The organism is Fannyhessea sp. C0108B2, assembly GCF_056583915.1.
Genome location: NZ_JBWPJQ010000001.1, coordinates 15,332 through 35,980, shown reverse-complemented (window position 1 = coordinate 35,980; position 20,649 = coordinate 15,332). Strand labels below are relative to the sequence as shown.

Below are 20,649 nucleotides of genomic sequence, written 5' to 3'. Positions count from 1 at the left end.
ATTTGGTGCTCTTTTTGCAGCTACGTTGCATACTTAGATACGCTCAACAAGTAGGCTTGCGTCTTTCATAACAGATAAAATACGCACGTCAATAAGGGTATCAAGGCTCGCTTGTTTATCTAGATGAACGTCGAACAGACCCGAGGTAACACCATAGCCTACCCCTTGGACAAGCACACGATCGGTTTGTCCAATAAGCTTCTTTGCTTGTTCATAGCGCATACGAGAAGCAAGCTCGCGCATGCGCTTACTTCTTGATGCCATGACATGGGGATCAACTTGATTGGGAGCGCTTGCTGCAGGAGTACCTTCACGTTTTGAGTACCTAAACACGTGCATCTTAGCAAAGCCCATACGCTCACAAAAGTCATAAGATGTTTGAAATTCCTCATCAGTTTCACCTGGAAAACCTACAATTAAATCGGTACCAAGCGCAATTGAAGGCATATAGGCTCGTGCATTTTCTACGGCTGCAGCATATGAGCTTGCGGTGTAGTTTCTCCTCATGCGTTTAAGGGTGGCCTCGCAACCCGATTGCAAGCAAATATGCAAAAATGGAGCAATTCTTCCTTGTGATTGAGCCATTACCCTCAAAAGCGCATCAGTTACATCAGGCGGCTCTATTGAAGAAAGACGCACTCGTTCAACTGGTGTTTCATCAAGGATAAGCTGTAGTAAATCGGGAAGCCGAACGCGAGATCCATGATAAGTTTCTCTAAAATCGCCCAAGTTAATACCAGTAAGCACTACTTCACGCGCACCATGAGCAATAGATGATCGAACTGATGCCAAAACAGACTCACAGCTCACTGAGCGCGCAGGTCCTCGTGCTTTCCAAACGATACAAAAAGAGCAACGATTATTACATCCATCTTGAACTTTAATACCGGGACGCATTCTGCCTGTTGGCGTGGGCGTCTGAACAAGATCTCCGTCATCGTCTACCGAACCTGCAATACAGCCAAATTCTCCCAACACACGCTGGCATACTCGAGCTTTATTACGTTCAACTAACACATTATCGGCAATAGAAGACAGCTCGTCAGCATGTAAATTTGCAACACAGCCCGTAGCAACAACAAAAGGTACGTTAGCAAGATTTGCGGCACGACGCACAATTTTGCGTGTTTTAGCTTCAGCTTCTCCTGTTACGGCGCAGGTATTGATAACAATAGCGTCGGCCTCATTTTGGTTAACAACCTTACAGCCTGCTCGTTCGAGCTCAGAGGCAATAACGTCGGTTTCAACGCGATTGACGCGACAACCTAAATTGATAAAAGCAACCTTAGGTACCTGCATTAGTTTCGTCCGTCTACCAGTTTTTTAATACATGCCTTATCGGCTTTTGAAAGACCTTTAGGGCTTATAACACGAACAACTGCAACAAGAGAGCCACGCGCAGAACTTTGACGGCGTGGCATACCTTTCCCAGACACGCTAATTCGTTGGCCATATTCACAAGAAGAAGGAATATGTACTTCAACAGTTTCGTCTGGCAAAATACCTGAAACCTTTTTTTTACAGCCAATAATAGCCTGCAGGGAGTCAATGGTAAGCTCACAGAAAAGGTCATCACCTTGACGTTCAAATGTTTTATGTTCGGCTATAACAATACGAAGCAGTAAATCACCTGAAGCAGCACCACGCAAGCCTGCTTCACCTCGGTGAGCTACTCTCATCGTTTGACCACTGTGAATACCGCGCGGGATCTCAACGGAAACGCGTTCGCGTGACGGAGTTCTTCCTTGGCCTTGACATGTTTCGCACGGATGATCAAATACTTTACCCATACCACCGCAAGCATTACAAACCGTTTGAGATTGTACTTGGCCAAAAATAGATTGCTGAACTTGTGTTACAACGCCTGTTCCCTTACAGTGCGAGCACGTTACTTCATGAGCGTCGGCAGCTGCTCCTTTGCCGTTACAATCGTCACAAGGAGCAAGACGTTCGTATGCGATTTTTTTACTACAACCGCTCGCTGCTTCTTCAAGTGTAATGGTAAAGTTCATGCTCATATCGCGACCGCGGTTTGAAGTAGCCGCTCCAGAAGATCTACGTGCCCCACCTGAGAAAAACGAGCTGAATATGTCGTCAACATCAAAGCCTGAACCACGAAAGAAATCGGACATATCAACATAATCACTGTGAAAACCAGCCGGGCCATCAGCGCTGCCATAGCGATCATAATTAGCACGTTTTTGTTCATCGGAGAGAACCGAGTATGCTTCGTTTACTTTTTTAAATTTCTCTTCTGCATCTGCTTCTTTGTTAATATCGGGGTGCAACTGACGAGCTTTTTTTAAGAAAGCGCGCTTGATTGTTTTAGCATCCGCGTCGTGTGCAACGCCTAATATATCGTAGTAATTTTCTTGTGCAGCCATAGTGTGTATAAATCCCCACCTTTAATAACAATTTACAAACCCAAAAGTTTACGTATCACAACAGGAACAACAGTTAAACAAAACGAGATCAACAAAGGCGTATATCCCGCTTTACCTGCGCTTCTCCACCAGCCTAAAGGATGAACAATGCCACGCTTACATAGAGTGGTTATCCCAATAATTACAAGAATTGCAGGAAATACAAAATTGTAATAGAGCGTATTAGTATACAAGCCAATCGCAAGAATTGGGATAACAAAACCTAAACAACGAGCACCAAGCCGCTCTGCAGCAATAAGGCGCTCAGACGCAACAACACATTCAATAATCAAGTCATGAGCAGGTTTATTGTAAGTACCTGCGTGTCCTTTATGCTGAAGAATAATGCGATGACCATCGTGCGTATGAGTTGGAACTAAGACTTCAACCATATCCTTTTTGAGGTTTCGTCCGCTACCTCCGCAATTTAGGCACGGATTAAGAATCAGTTTACCTGATCCTTTACAATGCGAACACACCATGGTATGAGACGACATTCCTAAAAGCATAACAAAATCGAGTTCAAGCGTTCCTTTACCGTCACAAACCGGACAGTCGAGCGTCTGCAACTCTCCTTGAGCGCCAAGTCCATGGCACGCATCGCATGCAACAAAATGTGTATAAGATATTTTTTTGGTACATCCCTGCTTTGCCTGTTTATCATCTAGATGCAGCAAAACCGTAATGTCTTTTCCTTCAACATCTTGATATGCAAACTCGTGCAACGATTCGCTCGAGCTGGTAGACGAAGGGTTTTGAGTAAAGAAATCAAAGCCAATATTTGATCCAAAACCAGCTGCGCGCAAAAAATCATCCAAATCAAAACCATCAGGCGTGGTAAACCCACCTTGTGCAAAAGGATCTTGCGAACCATAAGGAGATTGTGACATAAAAGGATTCCCGTTTAAGGAAGCATCATAGCGTCTGCGTTTTTGCTCATCGGATAGAACTGCATATGCCTCTGAAACTTCTTTAAAACGTTCTTCGGCATCAGGAGCCTTATTGATATCGGGATGAAGCTTACGGGCTTTCTGTTGAAACGCTTTACGAATCTCTGAGGACGTAGCGTTTTGGCTTACGCCTAGTATGTCATAATAATTTGTTTTTTGAGCCGATGCCATACACATTCCCATCGCATATCTTATCAATTCTTATAAATTGTACCCTTATATGACGCTTAATTGATGATGGTTTCATGGTTTAATGCTTAAGGCACCAAAACAGACTTAAGTTCCATAGGAGCTAAATCGAGCAGCGCTTCAAAAATATAGTTTCCCAAAAGCCACCCTTTATGCGTCGCTTGAAGGTATCCTTGATTATAGGTCATGAGTCCTAAATCTATCAGCCTATCAAACGTTGCATGAAGCGTTTGAGCTCCTAACACTTCTTCTGCATAGTTGATAACATCGGGTTCAATGCCTCGAGCCAAGCGTGCTTCAAGCATCAAATCCTCGGCAAGAACTTGCGGCAACGTTAAAAATTCAAGCGAAGCTTTGCGCTGCGAAAGCTCGGGATTGCAAATAAAAGAAGCGCGAGAATCGGTGCAAGTAATGCGAACTCTTACGATATCAGAAGGAAGATTTGGCAATGTTTTCCATACCTGCTTTAAGCGTCTGTAAGCCTGGGCTGTAAACATAGACGCAGCAGAAGGACCAAGTCCAATATAGGTTTGTGCGCTCCAATACCCACAATTATGGTCACATTGCTCGTTTGGCTGAGCATAACTTGAGGTTTCGTAACGCTTATATCCATACGATTCAAGCACATCATGTGCAATATCCATGCGAGCTGCTTGAACCGCCTCACTATTAAATTTTGGGTGCGTATGAGCATAGCGCGCCCAAAATGCTGTTGATTTTTCGATCGTTAACGGATAAATGCTTACATGGTCTACCTTACAATTGATAACATCATGCAGACTTTTGAGCCATGAATCATCAGTTTGCAAGGGAATGGCACACATAAGATCACACGACACCCTAAAACCCATAGCTTTGAGCGTGCAAAGCCGCTCAAGCGCGCGCTTGGGCGTATGCGTTCTGCCCAGTGCTTTAAGCTCATCGGCATTGGTAGATTGGACACCACATGAAACACGGTTTATACCTTGACGGAGCATATGAGATAAAAGATCATCACAAGCAGATTCAGGATTCACTTCACACGATTTCTCACGCAATGATGGACACGTTTCACAAGCACATTCAATAATGTCAGGTAACTCATGAGGTAACGCCGAAGGCGTGCCGCCTCCAATGTAGAGTGTTGTAGTATGATCACATACATTGGCAGCTTTAAGTTCATTGAGTTGGGCTTTAAGAGCAGCTGCGTACTCAGAAGGAACTGAGGTAGTACTTTTAAAAGGCCAGCTTGCAAAATCGCAGTATCCGCACTTTTGCGTACAAAATGGAATGTGCAGATATAACTCGTGAATATCTTTATCAACCAAACGTTGCTTGTATGCCATCATAAAATCAGTGCTCACTTGGCATTTCTTGTGGAGCGTGGGTATCTGCTTGTACCTGCTCTTTAAATGCTTGTAACAAATGTAAAAACTCATCAAGTGTGGTAGCTGTCATAAATTTTTGACGCCACAAAGCAGCATGTGAAAGACCATATAAATACCAGCTACACAAGCTGCGTGCTCGCGCCATATGAGCGTGAGTTTCCGCAAGAAGCCGAAGATGCAACTCAAGCGCGTTGAGTCGAGCTGAAATACTATGTGTATCCGTTATATGAGCATGGCGATTATGCTCGCACGCGCTCGAGTTGTATAAACCTGCGTCTAAGGGAGCAGACAACTCTGATAGATTGCCTTTATGCAGCAGTTTCTTTTCATTAAAAATTTTAAGCGCGTCATCAAAAATCCACGGATTTCCGTAGGTACCTCGTGCAATAAGCACTCCGTGTGCTTGAGTTTTATACAAAATTTTCCATGCATCTTCAGCGCTCATAACATCACCAGAGGCAATAACTGGAATATCAACAGCTTCTACAACGCGCTTAATACTTTCCCAATTGGCCTCACCTTTATAGAGTTGCTTAGCAAAGCGACCATGAACCGCAAGAGCGGATGCGCCAGCATCTTGCAGAGCTCGTGCAAACTCTCCAGCAGTTTCGTGCTCCATGTAATAACCACGCCGAATTTTACAGGTGATGGGCACTCTAACTTCGCGCAGACACGCACGAACAAGAGCGCAAGCACGATGAGGATCGCACATAAGCGCGCTTCCCTCTCCTCGTTTAGTAACCTTGGGAACTGGGCACGCCATATTTATGTCAATACAGCTTAATTTATCACCCAAAAGTTCACTTACGAGGACACACGCACGCTGAAATTGCACAGGATCAGAGCCAAATAGCTGAACAATAAGATTAGGCTCTGCGGCGTGTGGCAAACATAGTTCACGCGTAGCTTGGTTATTCATACATAATCCAGCTACAGATACCATTTCGCTGTAGGTATATTGAGCTCCACCAAGCCTATTCATAATACGATAGGCACTGTTGGTAACGCCTGCCATAGGTGCTGCTAGAAAAGGCATGTCCTTACATGAATCTAAAAAAGACTTTTGAGGAGTAATAATCTCATGCAAATCGGCAGCGGGCGCATATTCAGAAATAAGAGATTCAACATCACTTGACATGGTATATCCTTATCAATTTGGATCATAGATAATAAAACAGGAAAGCACAGGCTCTATGCAAGTTTGCAAAACGCGTTATTGGTCATCACCCACGTTGAGCACGGCAAGGAAGGCTTCTTGAGGCACTTCTACCGAACCTATGGACTTCATGCGTTTTTTACCCTCTTTTTGCTTTTCAAGCAGCTTTCTTTTACGCGAAATATCTCCACCATAACACTTTGCAAGTACATCTTTACGCCGTGCACGTACGGTTGAGCGAGCAATAATCTTATTACCAAGCGCGCCCTGAATTGGAACTTCAAAAAGCTGCTGAGGAATAATCTCTTTTAATTTATCGCATAAATTGCGCGCCATTGCATAAGCTTTATCTTTATGAATAATAAACGACAAAGCATCAACAGCATCACCTGCTAAAAGCATGTCAAGTTTTACCAAATCGGAAGTTTTGTATGAGTCCATCTCGTAATCAAGGGATGCATATCCTTTAGTACGACTCTTAAGCTGATCAAAGAAATCCAAAATGAGTTCAGCAAGTGGAATGTCAAAGTGCAGTTCAACCGATTTTTCACTCAGATAGACCATGTCTTGCGTAATTCCTCGATGCTCTATGGCAAGCTGCATAACAGCTCCTGTATACGCAGGCGGAACAATTACTTTAGCTTTAAGGTATGGCTCTTCTATATGGTCGATTTTGGTAACATCAGGCAGATCCTGAGGAGAGGTAATGCTTAACATGCGTTTGTCAGTAGTGAATACGTGATAATTGACTGATGGCGCCGTTGCAATAAGATCTAAGTTAAATTCGCGCTCAAGACGCTCTTTAACAACTTCCATATGCAAAAGACCTAAAAATCCAACTCTAAAGCCAAAACCAAGCGCTACGGAAGTCTCTGCACTCCAGGTAAGAGAGGGATCATTTACTTTAAGCTTCTCGAGCGCATCACGAAGATTTTCGTAATATTTAGTATCGGTAGGAAAAAGACCCGTAAAAACCATGGGTTTTACATCGTGATAACCTTCACAAGCGCGGGCGCACGGACGCTCAACACACGTAATGGTATCGCCAGTTTTAACCAGCTCGGGATCTTTAAGACCGGTAACAACAAAGCCAACTTCTCCAACAGAAAGCTGTGATACGCGCATTTCAGAAGGACATTTTATGCCAACATCATCACAGAGAAACGTATCTCCAAGCGCCATCATTTTAAGATTCATGCCTTTTGAAATTTGGCCATCAAAGATGCGAACAGTAGCAATGACACCACGATATTCGTCAAAATACGAGTCAAGGATAAGCGCTTTAAGCGGTGCGTTAACATCGCCTTGCGGTGGCGATATAAGATAGACCACTTGCTCAAGCAAATCGTGAATTCCTTCACCAGTTTTACCCGAAACGAGCACCGCGTCATCGGCAGGAAGAGCAAGCTCATCTTCGATTTCTTGTTTAACCTCTAAAGGATGTGCAGATGGAAGGTCTATTTTATTGATTGCAGGCACAATGTCTAAGTTTGCATTCATAGCTAAGTTGGCGTTAGAAACAGTTTGCGCCTCTACACCTTGCGTCGCGTCAACTACCAAAATAGCGCCTTCACATGCAGCCAACGAACGAGAAACTTCATAGGTAAAGTCAACGTGACCTGGTGTATCAATTAAATTAAACTGATAGGTTTGACCGTCATCGGCTTTATAGGCTACGCGCACTGCATTAGATTTAATGGTAATGCCACGTTCACGCTCGATATCCATAGAATCTAAAATCTGACTTTCCATATCGCGCGCAGCCACGGTATGCGTAAGCTCAAGAATACGATCAGAGATCGTAGACTTACCATGGTCGATGTGTGCAACAATAGAAAAGTTGCGAATATGTGATGTGTCATTGTTTTTCATAGTATTCATATCTAAGATGATAGCGTATTTTTTACAAAGTGATATACTTACTTTTTGACCTCGCCGTGTCAAATGAAGGAAAACCCCACTTTCTTCATGCAAAACTAGAGGCCTCAAGAATTGTTACCGAAAGGATCTACCGTGGCTAATATTAAGTCGCAGAAGAAGCGTATTCTTACCGCCGAGAAAGCTCGTATTCGCAACAAGGCTGTACGTTCAGAGCTCAAAACCGCTGTTAAAGAGGTTCGTTTAGCTGTTGAAGCTGCAGATCTCGAGAAGGCTCAAGCTGCTGTAAAACGTGCTGGTCGTCTGTTGGATAAGGCAGCATCTAAAGGCATTATCCACAAGAACCAAGCTGCTCAACGTAAGAGCGGAGCACAAAAACTTGTTAATAGCTTACAGGCATAAATAATACGTATGCATTTGTAACATTTTTTGAAGAATTACATGTAAAAGCTCGGGCGTTTGTCTCGGGCTTTTATAGTATATATCTTTCACCTATGAATATCTTATGAAGACACATGCAATGTTTAACTAACTTACATCTCGCCTTGACGAGGCGAACAAATCTTCTGCGCAAATAAAACCAGATCAGTAAATGTTGCACGCGATAGCTTAAAGCGCATATTTAAATCAGCAGATTCGCACAAAAGTTCGTCAAGTTCTGCAGCTTCAAAGTTATCCGCAGCCGCACGTAATTTGTTTACCTGCCAACTTTTGACATTCAACTTTTCAGGCATGTGCGCAAGTTGACCTCGCGCGGCAAGGTTCTTTGCACAAATAAGCTCACGTAAGCGCTTAGAGATAAGCGCCAACAAATATAAAGGCGACGTTTGCGCTTGTGCTTCTAACAAAGTAAGTGCGCGAGCACATTCACGAGCAGCAAGCGCATCGATAAGTTCCCAGGGTTGCTGGGCATTTGTTCTTATTACATGCGAGCACACCAGGTCTTTAGTAATTCTTAGAGGTTGAACTGTATGCACGTGCTCGGTTGAAGACACACTAACACTGTGTTTGAGTATTTCAAGTTGTTTTTCGAGAACAGAAAGCGAAGTACCTACCCTATTTATAAGTTCATCTGCAGCATCAAAGTCAACGCTTACGTTTAACTTTTTTTCAAGTACAGACAAAGTACGATGCGCTTGAGAAGCCGTTTGTGGCTCGCAATTTATAATTGCCTTTGGATCCACTGCAGAAATAGCTTTATATAGCTTTGAATTTTTTGCAAGACGTTGCATACATAAGCAAACAATACAGCTCGGATTAGGATGTTTAAGATAATCTATAATGTCTGCAATAACGTCTTTAGGTAACGCTTCTGCCTCGTAAATAATTGCCAAGCGCCTTGTATCGCAAACAGGCATTTGAAGAAAGACGCTCAACAAAGTTTGACTGTCTTTAATATCAACCGCATGCCATTCGTTACAATTAAAAAAACTCATTTGAGGCTGAATGTAGAGCTTAAGACGACGAACAATCTCTGCCATTTTTGCCGTATCGGTACCAAGAGCAACATATACAGGCAACTTTGGGGCGTTTTCCTGTGCCATAAGACTCCTTTACGTTACTGGTGCAGCAAAAACCCATATGCACACAAACGTTTTCAAACACTACGGTGAGCTTGGATTGGTGAGACTAGTATACGTCATGTGTCCCAGGACGAGGCCACTTATAAGCAATAACCACAAGGAATACAGCTGCACTGAAAGCTAAGCCTGCAGAAAGTCCATCGGTTGAAACGTACGCAATTGGAAATTTTGAGAAGAGCTTAAGCGCCAGTAAAATTGCCGACGTAGCATAAGATCCTACGCATAAAAGCAGCTCTGACACAGGCGCGCAAGGCGCGCACATGATGGTTATTACTGCTAAAAGAGCTGCATACACCATACAGGGCACAAGTAACACATTACTTAAAACCGCTATAAAAGAAACTCCCTGAAAAAAGCCGACTGAAAACGGCAGCGTACTCACCTGCGCACAAAGCGACACTGAGGCAACTTGAAGAACTGAAGTAAGAGCTTTTGCTTGTATTGTATGTATCAAAAGTTCTAGTATGCGCTTAAGATACCCTTTTGAGCGAGCACACACATATAACAAGGTACGTAGCAGTTTTATATACGCCCATTCAACAAGAAAGTTTACATAGTTTCCAAAAAGTGCAAGCCCAATAACGCAGCTTACCGATAATATAAAACTTACATCGCAGGCACACCAAGGATTTAAAGCAATCATAACCAAAGCCGTACACGACACAGTTGATATAACATGTCTTTGCGCCCGAAAAAAGTCTGCAAACACGCTACAGGCAACCAAACCCCAAGCTCTTATCGCTGAAAGCGGCATACCACAACTCATAACAAAGACCATACTTAAACACAGGGTAAGTATACGTTGCGTAAAAAGGGAAAGCGGCATGTGGCTTAACATCTTAGCAATTAGAAGCGAAAAAAGAGCCAAATGTGTTCCAGAAACACAGACAACATGAGAAATTCCGCACACCCTAAATAAATCAGTCATACCAAGCTGATGCATAGGCTCTTTGTATCCGCAAATACTTGCAAGCATGAGTGCACTATGTTCTGGTGTTGAGCATTTGAGCATATTCATACATTGCAAACGAATAAAACTTGCTAACCCATAAAGCCCCACTGGCTTTTGAACATGGTGTACGCTTCCAATAGTCACGGACCCTAAAATTCCTTGAGCACATGTTGAGAGTTTATTGGAATCAGATGTATAAGCCTTAAACTGTCCTTGAACCGTATACGTGCTATAGAGTTCAAGGGCTTCTTTGCTGATGAGCTCACAAGTTCCCATATAGCTATCATTCACAAAAATTTTAGCAGGTGTCACATAGCTATGAAACACTGACCTACTATCTGCTATGCACATACATGTAAGCTCATTACGAGCGCTTATATGCTGCAATACATGTTGACGAACACAAGTCTGGTATACCAAAAAGATACCAAGAACGCAACTTATACCAGCTGTTAAAATGATCATCCACCCAATTTTTTGTGCACGTTTCAAAAACATATACCAAGGCGCTGCGACGTGCGCATATCGATATAACAAAACAGTACATCCAACGCACGCACTACCTATACATGCAGGTATTATTGAGTAACTACACTGCAAACTTAATGCAGATGATAGATATACCATGAGCTTCTGAGCGCGAGCGATTTCATATAAACGCCCGTCACGCAGTACCAAAAACAAAACAAGATGGGCCGTTATATACACAGCTAATATAGGAGGAATATATGGTTTTGTAAAACAAGGAAGACTAAATTTATCCTCTTTGTCCTGGCTTATGTTATACATGGAGATACTTTCGGAGCTTTTCAAATTTCTTTGAGCCAATACCTTTAACACGTTTCAGATCTTCAACATGCTTAAATGGGCCGTGTTCACGACGATCGACAATAATCCTATCTGCCATGGCAGGGCCAACTCCTGGAAGCTCTAAAAGCTCATCTTTTGAAGCTTTATTAAGTGAGATAGGACGCGTTGGCGCGTGTCCTTTGCGCGTTGTAGAAGTGCCTTTGTCTTGCCGGTATGAATCACCAGACGAAGAAGAAGTCCCCGTTGAATCTTGCGTGAGCGTTGTGTCTTCCCCAATGCGTGGTATATGAACTTTTTCACCGTCATGAAGCTCAGATGCTAAATTTAATGCAGCTACATCAGCGTCAGCAGTTAAGCCACCAGCACGCTCAATACTATCTTTCACGCGCGCGCTTGCAGGAAGTTCATAGACATCGGGATGTGCAACGCAGCCGTCAATATAGATGATTATGCGTTGTGATGTATCTTCTTGCGATGCTTGTGCATCGTCTTTTGATTGGTTAGCATCATCATGTTCTTCAGAAGCGCTTTGGCTTAAAGATATTTCGTCCGTTGATGTGAGGGGCGCAGGCGTTATCAAAATCGTTGAACATATCCACCAGCCAACGCATGCGATAACAACGATACTACCTACCACACATCCAATGACCTCTGATTTTGCACCGATAAGCTTGTCTTTGAAATTCTGTACAACATAAGCCAAACCGAGTCTACGTTTGTACCGATTGTCTAAAGATACGTCCCAAGAGAGCGGTACTTGCGCACTCAAAGGGTCTTCTAAAGGGTGGCGCTTATGAGAAATTTGAGCCATAAAAATCGCTTTCTTTGGATACCGACAAGACAGTAGTCCTATCGTACAAAGAAAGCGAAAAGAATAAGCGTACAAACAAAATAAGGCGTGCAGCTAACATGCTGAAAACATGCATGATTATCAGCACATATTGGTAAAATCTATGCCATGGGTGCACGTTTCAAGTAAATTTACCAAAAAAGCAAAGCTACAAGGGCTATCTACAAAGCTCGCGATGATACGTGCGTTTAGCAGAACAGCTGTGATATGCATAACACGAGTCATAATCTATGTATTCAATGTGATCAAAGAGCTCATCGATCATAGCCGCATGATCAAATGAGTCCCAAGCTGCATGTACCGCATCAAGTTTAGCGTGCGTTTCGGGCCGGCGAGGCATAAATAACGTGCAGCAATCAGGAGATGGCTTAGAACTTATATCGTAGGTACCAATTTGCAACGACCGCTTAATAATCTCTTGTTTATCAGAACCAATTAACGGACGAAGTACAGGCAGACTCACCATTTCGTTAACAGCCGCAATATTATCCAACGTTTGAGAGGCAACTTGCCCGAGTGACTCACCTGTTACCAATGCCTTTGCACCCTCTGCGAGGGCAAGTTTTTCGGCAACCGCAAACATAATGCGACGATAACAAATAATGCGAAGACTTTGAGGTACACATAAGGATATCTCGCGCTGTTGATCACCAAAGGGGCAAACATAAAGTCTTCCAATACAACCAGTAGGATCAAGAGCAGAAACAATTTGACGAGTAAGATATTCGCTTGTATCAGCTGTTTGAGGACGACCCGAAAAATGTAAAGGTATACACACCGCACCACGTCGTCCTACCATCCATGTAGCAACAGGCGAATCAAAGCCACTGGAAAGCAATGTCACAACTTTACCAGCAGATCCTACGGGCAAACCCCCTACTCCAACCAGAGATAATACTGCATTGTCATCAAACGCTTCAAAATTAAGTGCACCATATCCTGCAGCAAGCAGACTCTGCTCAACAACCGCATACACATAGGCCACATTGTTAACAACTTGAACATCCAATTGAACGTCGGGTTTATGCATCTGCACTTTTTTATCGGGAAATGCTTTACACAAAGCTTCACCTACTAGACAGTTAATCTCTAGCGTATGAAGCTCAAAATTGGTAGACGATTTATGTGCATGAACCTTAAACGTTAAAAAATGCGGAATGTGCGAAAGCGCCAACACGGCAGCTTCACAAATTTGGTCTTTGTCTTGTTCAACACAATACGCAAGAGAAACACGGGCAACACCAGGTATTTTGGCCGCGGCTCGAGCAAGCTCTGGCGTACAATCGCCATTTTTTACACGAATGCGAACATGACCCGAAATTCTGTCAACACCTGCAAGGTCAAAAGTACGCAGGCCATGTTTAAGGTTTTGAATAAGCTGGCGCTCAAAGGTAGATCTGTTCTTACCTTTTAATCCAATTTCGTGATAATGAATAAGACAAACGCGGGAAAACATACAACCAACCTTACCTTGCATTTCTTAACAAAAAAATACACGACATAATGCCGTGTATTTAACAGATAAAACTTATACACGCATGTTATAAGTTATGTTCAACACGCGCGTTGGAACCGCGAAGCTCCTCATCAAAAAGATCTTTTTGATAGCTTAAGTCACCCGAATTGATCTCATTCATAGCAGCAGAAACAGGATCTTTTCCCGAAACTTCTGTAGTAATGGTATCAATATCGTTAATTGCAGCTACACGTAGATGCTGACCGCGAATCATGCTTTTAATGTCGCATGCACGCTTAGCAGCTATTGCACAAAGCAAGAAAGGATTCTCTTCTGTTTTTTCGAGAAGACTGTTAATCTCAGGCTTTGTAATATCTACAGAAGGTGTATCACTTTTATGCATTGCCATATTTTAGGCTCCTTTAGTTTCATAAACATACATCAAATCTTTGAGGTTTTTCGCACATTCATCCAATGAATCATTGATAAGAACAGCGTCATATCTATCCTTAAGCTGCATTTCTTGACGTGCATCAGCAAGCCGTAACTCAAGTGATTCTTTAGTTTCGCTTTTTCTTCCAATAAGGCGCTCACGCAAGACGTCCATAGAAGGTGGCGCAATAAAAATAAGAACCGCAGCTGGATAAGCTTTCTGTACATTAAAAGCACCTTGAGGATCAATTTCCAAAATAACGGATTGACCGCTATGTATGTACTTTTCTACCTCGCTTTTTAATGTTCCATACCTATTGGCATGGACGTGTGCCCATTCAAGAAATGCATCTTGTTCAATTGCACGACTAAATTGCTCATTTGTAAGAAAATGATAATCAACGCCATCTTTCTCGTGTGCACGAGGAGAACGCGTGGTAGCCGAAACCGTCAAGGCAAAGCAAGGGGAAATCTGATGTAATCTACGGATTACTGTCCCCTTACCGGCACCTGACGGTCCAGAAATTACAAATAAGCGAGGTGTACGTACGATAGCTATTTTGAAAGCACCTCAAGAAGTTGCTCGCGCTGACGAGCGCCAAGACCCTTAACACGACGAGTTGCGCTAATGCCAAGTTCATCCATAATCTTGGTAGCTTTAGCTTTACCATAACCAGGTAATGACTCAATTAAAGCGGAAACCTTCATACGGCTTGCAATAGCATCGTCAGATGCAAGAACAGAAGCGAGAGAAACCTCGCCTTTTTTAATTTTCTCACGAAGCTCAGCACGAGCGTGACGTGCGGCTGCTGCCTTCTCGAGAGCTGCTTTACGCTGCTCATCAGTAAGCTGAGGTAATGCCATCGTTCCTCCAAACATATGTGAATAATGCAGTCGTAACAATGAATTGTTACGCAAGCATACAGTTTGTCAATAAACGCAGGAAATTACAAGCTTTTTTTAAAAATTCCCACGTCAGAAAAGATATTAACACAAAATCACGGCAAATAAGCAGTAAATCTGTGAGTTTTTCAGAAAAATTAGAGCTAAGAAGCACTACAAATGTCTTCAACAATTGCTTCAAAAGCATCTCCTGGGTGCTCAGCCTGTGTTATAGGTCTTCCTATAACAAGCTTAGAAGCGCCTTGGCTAAGCGCAAATTGAGGCGTTGCAACACGCGCCTGATCTTGACAAGCCTCGCCTTTTGGACGCACGCCTGGAACAACAATGAGACCTTTATCACCAAAGATTTCACGCATACGATGTGCCTCAAAAGCTGAGCAAACCATACCATGAGACCCGTGAGCAGCTGCAAGCGCACCGAGACGATCTACTTCGTTAGCAACACTGTGCTCAATTCCAATTTCGGAAAGCGCTTCGGCATCCATGCTCGTTAAAACAGATATAGCAACAAGCTTTGCATCGCAACCTATCTGTTCGTGTGCACGCTCTACGCCTTTACGTGCGCTTTCAATCATCTTAGAAGAACCCAGTGCATGAAGCGAAATTATATCGGCTCCAGCAAGCGCAGCAGAATACGCTGCTCCTTCTACCTGAAACGGAATATCGTGCAACTTAAGGTCAAGAAAAACAGAAAAGCCACGATCACGAAATTCCTGAATAAGAGCTGGACCCTCGCGATAAAAAAGCGTCATGCCAACTTTAACCCAACGGGCTTTTCCGCTCAAGAGACCAAGCAGCTCTAATGCATATTCTTTATCACAATCAAGTGCAACAATAAGAGAAGAACGTACCTCATCTTCTGTTAACATTTACAAGCTCCAATCAAATCGGAAATGCGAGTCACACCTTGCTTTTGAGCCCAATCACAAAGCTCATGTAAAATTCTAGGTGCACTCATAGGATCATAGAGATTTGCAAGGCCAACGCTTACAGCTGTTGCTCCTGCAAGTATAAACTCGGCTGCCTCGAGTCCTGTGGTAATACCACCTATACCGCACAAGGGAATCTTAACCGCCTTATGCGCTTCCCATACCATACGAACTGCAATAGGATGAATGGCCGGACCTGAAAAACCGCCGGTAGGACGCGATAGCTTACTTTTATATGAAGTAGTATCAATAGCCATTCCAGGAATAGAATTGATAAGGCTGAGCGCATCGGCACCCTCTGATTCAAGCGCGCGCGCAATTTCGGGAATATTAACGGGACCCATTTTTACCAACAACGGGCGTTTTGTGAGAGGACGAAGCCTGCGCATAATCTCGGCTGCACCTTGAGGCGTAGATCCCATAGCGGCTCCACCACAGGCAATATTTGGACAGCTAATGTTGATCTCAAAACCTGCTGCAAACGAAGCTTTTTCTTCAAACACTTCAAGCGCCGCTACATATTCATCAATAGAATGTCCTGCAACCTGGCAAATTACTTGACAGTTTTTCTGCTGTAAACCTGTAAGATAGGCTCCAGCTGTATTTATAAGGCCATTAACGCCAGGGTTTTGCAGACCAACCGAATTAATAATTCCCGAGGTAACTTCGCACATACGCGGAGCGGGATTACCTGCCCACGGTTTAATAGAAGCTCCTTTTGTTGTAATAGCGCCAAGTTGGGAAACGTCATAAAACTTTTCAAATTGTTGCCCAAACGCAAAAGTTCCGGCTGCCGTATTAACGGGATTTTTCATATGAATACCGCCGAGATTAACTTCCATTGAAACAGGTGTCTCTACCATGCTACCTCCTCGGCATTAAATACAGGTCCTACCATACAACAACCTTTATTGCTCCCGTCAACCATTTGAACGGTACACGTTGCACAAGCTCCAAAACCACAGGTCATCATACGCTCAAGTGAAGCTTGACATGGAATATGTGCAGCTTTTGCAAGTGCTGCAACACGCTTCATCATAGGTGCAGGACCGCAGGTGCATACGCATCCATAAGACGTTTCAGCAAGCAACTTTTGCATTACATCGGTTGTAAAGCCTTTTTCGCCTAAAGTTCCATCATCAGTTGTTAAAAACAAACGATCAACGCCTATTGTATGAGCTCGCTTGACACCCCAAAGCTTATCGGCTGTTTGTGCGCCTATGATGACGTCAACTGCAATTCCTTGTGACTTAAACAAAGCAGCCGCAGCAAGTACCGGAGGAGCGCCAATTCCACCACTTACCAGTAAAGCCTTCTCTTTTGATTGAGGAATATCCCAACCATGACCACATGGACCCAAAACACGTAAAGCTGTTTTTGCCTCAAGTGCACTTAAACGCTTGGTGGCACTTCCAACTACAGCATAAGCCAGGTAAATCAAACCGGCTTCTACGTCAATATGAGAAAACGAAAGCGGAATGCTCAAAAGCTCGGTTTGGCTTCCCGGAACACGAATATTTATAAACTCTCCTGGCAACATAGTGCGTGCAAGCTCATTACATACCAAAACCAACTCGTAGATGCCATCACCTACACGAGTATTTGAAACAATATATGCGGTATGTAATTTTGTATCTTTAACTGCCACGCTCTCCCCTCCCTTTTGCGCGTGTAAACTGGTGACACATAAAATGCGTCACCAGTAAGTGTACGACTTTGCAAGGCCTTTTTCGTAGCGAAAAATCAAAAGTCTTTTGCAATTACAAAACCACAAGCAACCCACGCTCTAAGAAAACCATACAAAAATAAACCGCACGTCAAAGACTTTGCACTAATGTGCTTAATTATGCGCATGAGTTTTACGCACAAATTTGTACGGCCTCCATACGTACCTTTTGGTCTATGCAACAACCTTGGTATTGCACAAGGTGCGCTTTCCAGCTACAAAGACATCTGTTGCACAGCCGCAAAAATCGTGACCAAGCCATGGTGAGTTAAGCGACTTACTTTCAAAATAGTCCTGATCAACATGAATTTTTTCGGACATACTGATAAGTGTAATATCTGCTTGCGAACCACGTTTAATAGACACCTCATTAAGACGCAGTAGTGCACGCGGGTTGATTGCCATAAGCTCTACCATACGTGACATGCTAATTTTATCGGTTGCAACCATCTTTGAAAGCATAAGAGGTACAGAAGTTTCCAATCCTGTAATGCCAAATGAGGCAATTTCAAATTCGCAATCCTTTTCGTGCTGCGCATGGGGCGCATGATCGGTTGCAATACAATCGATGGTGCCGTCAGCCACGCCTTCTTGCAGTGCAAGCATATCGCTCTTAAGACGAAGCGGTGGATTCATTTTAAAGCAGGTATTATAGCTATTATCAATGTCATCTTCGTTGAGGAACAAATGATGAGGTGTAACCTCACAACTTACTGGCAGACCTTCTTCTTTTGCGGCACGAACAAGATCTAAACTTTTTGCAGTTGAAATGTGCGCAATGTGAAGTGGACAGCCCGTAAGACGACAAAGCTCAATGTCACGATACACTTCAAGTTCTTCGGCAAGGGCGGGCCAGCCAAACATACCCAAACGGGTAGAAGCTCTACCTTCGTTTACCACACCGTGTGCAGAGAGAGATTTGTCTTCGCAATGAGCAATGACCAAACGATCGAATTGAGAAACATATCCCATGCCCGTACGCATCATACCAGCACTTTGAACGCCATGGCCGTCATCGGAAAAAGCACAAGCCCCTTCTAAGACCATATCACCAATCTCGGCAAGCGCCTCGCCTTCTTCGCCGCGTGTAAGTGCACCAATAGGACGAATGTGCGCAAGATCAGTTGCACGTGCACGATCAATTTGATATCTAATTCCAGTACCCGTGTCGGTTACAGGATTTGTATTAGGCATTGTTGCAACATCGGTAAAACCGCCATGTGTAGCTGCGCGCATGCCGCTCTCAATGGTTTCTTTATATTCGTAACCAGGATCACGAAAATGCACATGCATATCAACTAAGCCAGGAACAAGATATTTACCCTCTGCGTCTATAACTTCATCGTCAGCACGAGCCTCGAGCTGGGGAGCTACATCAACAATGGTTGAACCCTCAACCTTAACATCATATTTACCATCAAGTGATACTTGAGGGTCTACAACATGAGCACCTTTAATCAGATAAGCCATTGTTTTCTCCTCCCAAAAGTAAGTACATTTCTGCCATACGAGTAAGAACGCCTGAATTTACCTGTGTTAATATACGCGAACGTGCGCAATCAGCCACATCAGCATTAATTTCCATACCGCGGTTCATAGGACCTGGATGACAAATAATGGCATGTGGTTTCATGCGTTTAACGCGCTGCATATCAAGACCCCACAAGCGGTTATACTCACGGCGTGAAGGAATTGTTGCACCTTCCATACGCTCAAGTTGAACTCGAAGCATGTAAACAACGTCAACATCTTCGATAACGTCATCAAGTGATGAAGTTTGCTCACACGCAAACCAGTGTGGATCATCAACCTGAAACGTGGGAGGTCCAACCAAAATGACATGAGCACCCATAGTTTCTAAGGCAGGAACCAAGGACCCAACAACGCGAGAATGACTTAAATCACCAACGATTGCAACTTTAAGCCCGTCAAGATGCTTAAAGTGTTTACGAATGGTATAAAGGTCAAGCATAGCTTGCGTTGGATGTTGGTGTTTACCATCGCCTGCATTAATAACAATGGCATCGGTATTTTCAATAATTTTCTGAGGCGTACCTGCAAGACGAGCACGACATACAAACATATCTACGTTCATAGCGCTGATTGTTTGAATGGTGTCGGCAAGCGACTCGCCTTTGACAACCGAAGAGGTAGAGCCACCCATGCTTAAACTATCGGCAGAAAGCCTTTTTTCGGCAAGCTCAAAAGAACTCTTGGTACGCGTAGAAGGCTCCAAGAATAAATTAACAATGGTACGTCCACGCAATGCAGGTACTTTTTTAATTGAACGCTTGTTAACCTCTTCAAACGAAGCAGCGGTATCTAAGATTTGCGAAATATCATCTGCAGTTAAGCTGTTGGTGTCTATTAAATGTTTAACCGATAACATTAGCACTCACCTTCCTTATGCTGTGAATCTGATGTCCAAATTTCTACAGCGTCTTCTTTGTCGTATTCGTTAACTAAAACGCGCACATCTTCATCATGAGATGACGGAACGTTTTTACCAACAAAATCGGCACGAATAGGAAGCTCGCGGTGCCCTCTATCAACCATAACAGCCAACTGAACAGAATCAGGGCGACCATAATCCATCAGAGCATTCAAAGCAGAACGAATGGTTCTTCCGGTAAACAAAACATCGTCTACCAAAATAATGCGTTGTTTGTCAATTTTAAAAGGAATATTGGTAGCATGAAGAACAGGAACAATGGAGCGATTAACGTCATCACGGTAAAAACTAATGTCAAGTTCACCTGTGCGTGGACGTGTTCCTTGAATTGCTTCGATTTGCGAAGCCAGACGTTTAGCCAGCGTAGCACCTCGGCGAATAATACCGATTAAAACAACGTCTGACCCCTCATTGCGCTCGATGATCTCATGTGCAATACGCACTAACGCTCGCTGCATTGCCGTGGCATCCATAATTGATGCTTTAAGCTTAGGTTGCATAGCTCTCCTTCCTGTACGCTTAAAACGTACATATAATAAAAAAGCCTCACCTGCAAAGAGCGGATGAGACACGTAAGAAGGCTATGTTGAGTT

At 43.4% G+C, this 20,649-nt stretch carries 20 protein-coding genes; 1 reads left to right on the top strand and 19 read right to left on the bottom strand.

The annotated features are described in order from the left end of the window. Positions 1 to 33: 33 nt before the first annotated feature. The 6 genes from mtaB to lepA form a co-directional block, all read right to left on the bottom strand. Complete coding sequence (mtaB, locus tag AC1DBT_RS00170) at positions 34 to 1,299, bottom strand: tRNA (N(6)-L-threonylcarbamoyladenosine(37)-C(2))-methylthiotransferase MtaB (RefSeq protein WP_480018118.1); 1,266 nt, start codon at positions 1,297 to 1,299, stop codon at positions 34 to 36. Next, the gene (locus AC1DBT_RS00165) at positions 1,299 to 2,384 is read right to left on the bottom strand and encodes a DnaJ C-terminal domain-containing protein (protein WP_480018117.1); all 1,086 of its coding nucleotides are present in this window, start codon (positions 2,382 to 2,384) and stop codon (positions 1,299 to 1,301) included. The genes mtaB and AC1DBT_RS00165 overlap by 1 nt, the downstream gene beginning before the upstream one ends. Positions 2,385 to 2,416: 32 nt before the next feature. Further along, on the bottom strand, positions 2,417 to 3,544 hold the full coding sequence (locus tag AC1DBT_RS00160) for a DnaJ domain-containing protein (protein WP_480018116.1): 1,128 nt from the start codon (positions 3,542 to 3,544) through the stop codon (positions 2,417 to 2,419). Positions 3,545 to 3,630: 86 nt separating this feature from the next. Further along, the gene (locus AC1DBT_RS00155; protein WP_480018115.1) at positions 3,631 to 4,890 is read right to left on the bottom strand and encodes a coproporphyrinogen-III oxidase family protein; all 1,260 of its coding nucleotides are present in this window, start codon (positions 4,888 to 4,890) and stop codon (positions 3,631 to 3,633) included. Between the two features lie 4 nt (positions 4,891 to 4,894). Next, on the bottom strand, positions 4,895 to 6,067 hold the full coding sequence (locus tag AC1DBT_RS00150) for a tRNA dihydrouridine synthase (protein WP_480018114.1): 1,173 nt from the start codon (positions 6,065 to 6,067) through the stop codon (positions 4,895 to 4,897). A 75-nt stretch (positions 6,068 to 6,142) separates the two neighbouring features. Next, positions 6,143 to 7,957: a translation elongation factor 4 gene (gene lepA / locus AC1DBT_RS00145; protein ID WP_480018113.1), complete on the bottom strand. Its 1,815-nt coding sequence runs from the start codon at positions 7,955 to 7,957 to the stop codon at positions 6,143 to 6,145. 141 nt (positions 7,958 to 8,098) lie between these two features. On the opposite strand from lepA, the gene rpsT reads away from it, so the two are divergent. Beyond that, positions 8,099 to 8,365 carry a 30S ribosomal protein S20 gene (gene rpsT, locus AC1DBT_RS00140; RefSeq protein WP_006302875.1) on the top strand — a complete coding sequence of 89 codons (267 nt, stop codon included), beginning with the start codon at positions 8,099 to 8,101 and terminating at the stop codon, positions 8,363 to 8,365. A gap of 131 nt (positions 8,366 to 8,496) precedes the next feature. Here the strand turns inward: rpsT and holA are convergent, their stop codons facing one another. The 13 genes from holA to pyrR form a co-directional block, all read right to left on the bottom strand. Then, complete coding sequence (holA, locus tag AC1DBT_RS00135; protein ID WP_480018112.1) at positions 8,497 to 9,507, bottom strand: DNA polymerase III subunit delta; 1,011 nt, start codon at positions 9,505 to 9,507, stop codon at positions 8,497 to 8,499. A gap of 85 nt (positions 9,508 to 9,592) precedes the next feature. Next, positions 9,593 to 10,849, bottom strand: a complete 1,257-nt coding sequence (locus AC1DBT_RS00130) for a ComEC/Rec2 family competence protein (RefSeq protein ID WP_480018111.1) — start codon at positions 10,847 to 10,849, stop codon at positions 9,593 to 9,595. 430 nt (positions 10,850 to 11,279) lie between these two features. After that, positions 11,280 to 12,119 (bottom strand): helix-hairpin-helix domain-containing protein, encoded by an 840-nt coding sequence (locus tag AC1DBT_RS00125; RefSeq protein WP_480018110.1) that lies wholly within the window; start codon positions 12,117 to 12,119, stop codon positions 11,280 to 11,282. Positions 12,120 to 12,315: 196 nt separating this feature from the next. After that, entirely contained in the window at positions 12,316 to 13,614 is a 1,299-nt protein-coding gene (locus AC1DBT_RS00120; RefSeq protein WP_480018109.1) for a tRNA sulfurtransferase, read from the bottom strand. An 85-nt stretch (positions 13,615 to 13,699) separates the two neighbouring features. Continuing rightward, entirely contained in the window at positions 13,700 to 14,023 is a 324-nt protein-coding gene (locus AC1DBT_RS00115) for a DNA-directed RNA polymerase subunit omega (protein WP_311430904.1), read from the bottom strand. A gap of 3 nt (positions 14,024 to 14,026) precedes the next feature. Continuing rightward, entirely contained in the window at positions 14,027 to 14,599 is a 573-nt protein-coding gene (gmk, locus tag AC1DBT_RS00110; protein ID WP_480018245.1) for a guanylate kinase, read from the bottom strand. Between the two features lie 2 nt (positions 14,600 to 14,601). After that, positions 14,602 to 14,910, bottom strand: coding sequence for an integration host factor, actinobacterial type (mihF, locus tag AC1DBT_RS00105; RefSeq protein ID WP_035434543.1), 309 nt, complete (start codon positions 14,908 to 14,910; stop codon positions 14,602 to 14,604). A gap of 182 nt (positions 14,911 to 15,092) precedes the next feature. Further along, positions 15,093 to 15,818 carry an orotidine-5'-phosphate decarboxylase gene (gene pyrF / locus AC1DBT_RS00100; RefSeq protein ID WP_480018108.1) on the bottom strand — a complete coding sequence of 242 codons (726 nt, stop codon included), beginning with the start codon at positions 15,816 to 15,818 and terminating at the stop codon, positions 15,093 to 15,095. Next, a complete protein-coding gene (locus tag AC1DBT_RS00095; RefSeq protein WP_480018107.1) occupies positions 15,812 to 16,741 on the bottom strand; it encodes a dihydroorotate dehydrogenase in 930 nt (309 codons plus the stop codon). The genes pyrF and AC1DBT_RS00095 overlap by 7 nt, the downstream gene beginning before the upstream one ends. Continuing rightward, positions 16,735 to 17,526: a dihydroorotate dehydrogenase electron transfer subunit gene (locus AC1DBT_RS00090; RefSeq protein ID WP_480018106.1), complete on the bottom strand. Its 792-nt coding sequence runs from the start codon at positions 17,524 to 17,526 to the stop codon at positions 16,735 to 16,737. The genes AC1DBT_RS00095 and AC1DBT_RS00090 overlap by 7 nt, the downstream gene beginning before the upstream one ends. Before the next feature lie 252 nt (positions 17,527 to 17,778). After that, positions 17,779 to 19,074, bottom strand: a complete 1,296-nt coding sequence (locus AC1DBT_RS00085) for a dihydroorotase (RefSeq protein WP_480018105.1) — start codon at positions 19,072 to 19,074, stop codon at positions 17,779 to 17,781. Then, positions 19,058 to 19,993 (bottom strand): aspartate carbamoyltransferase catalytic subunit, encoded by a 936-nt coding sequence (locus AC1DBT_RS00080; RefSeq protein WP_480018104.1) that lies wholly within the window; start codon positions 19,991 to 19,993, stop codon positions 19,058 to 19,060. The genes AC1DBT_RS00085 and AC1DBT_RS00080 overlap by 17 nt, the downstream gene beginning before the upstream one ends. Further along, positions 19,993 to 20,556, bottom strand: coding sequence for a bifunctional pyr operon transcriptional regulator/uracil phosphoribosyltransferase PyrR (pyrR, locus tag AC1DBT_RS00075; RefSeq protein WP_480018103.1), 564 nt, complete (start codon positions 20,554 to 20,556; stop codon positions 19,993 to 19,995). Before pyrR ends, AC1DBT_RS00080 begins: the two co-directional genes overlap by 1 nt. Positions 20,557 to 20,649 lie beyond the last annotated feature (93 nt).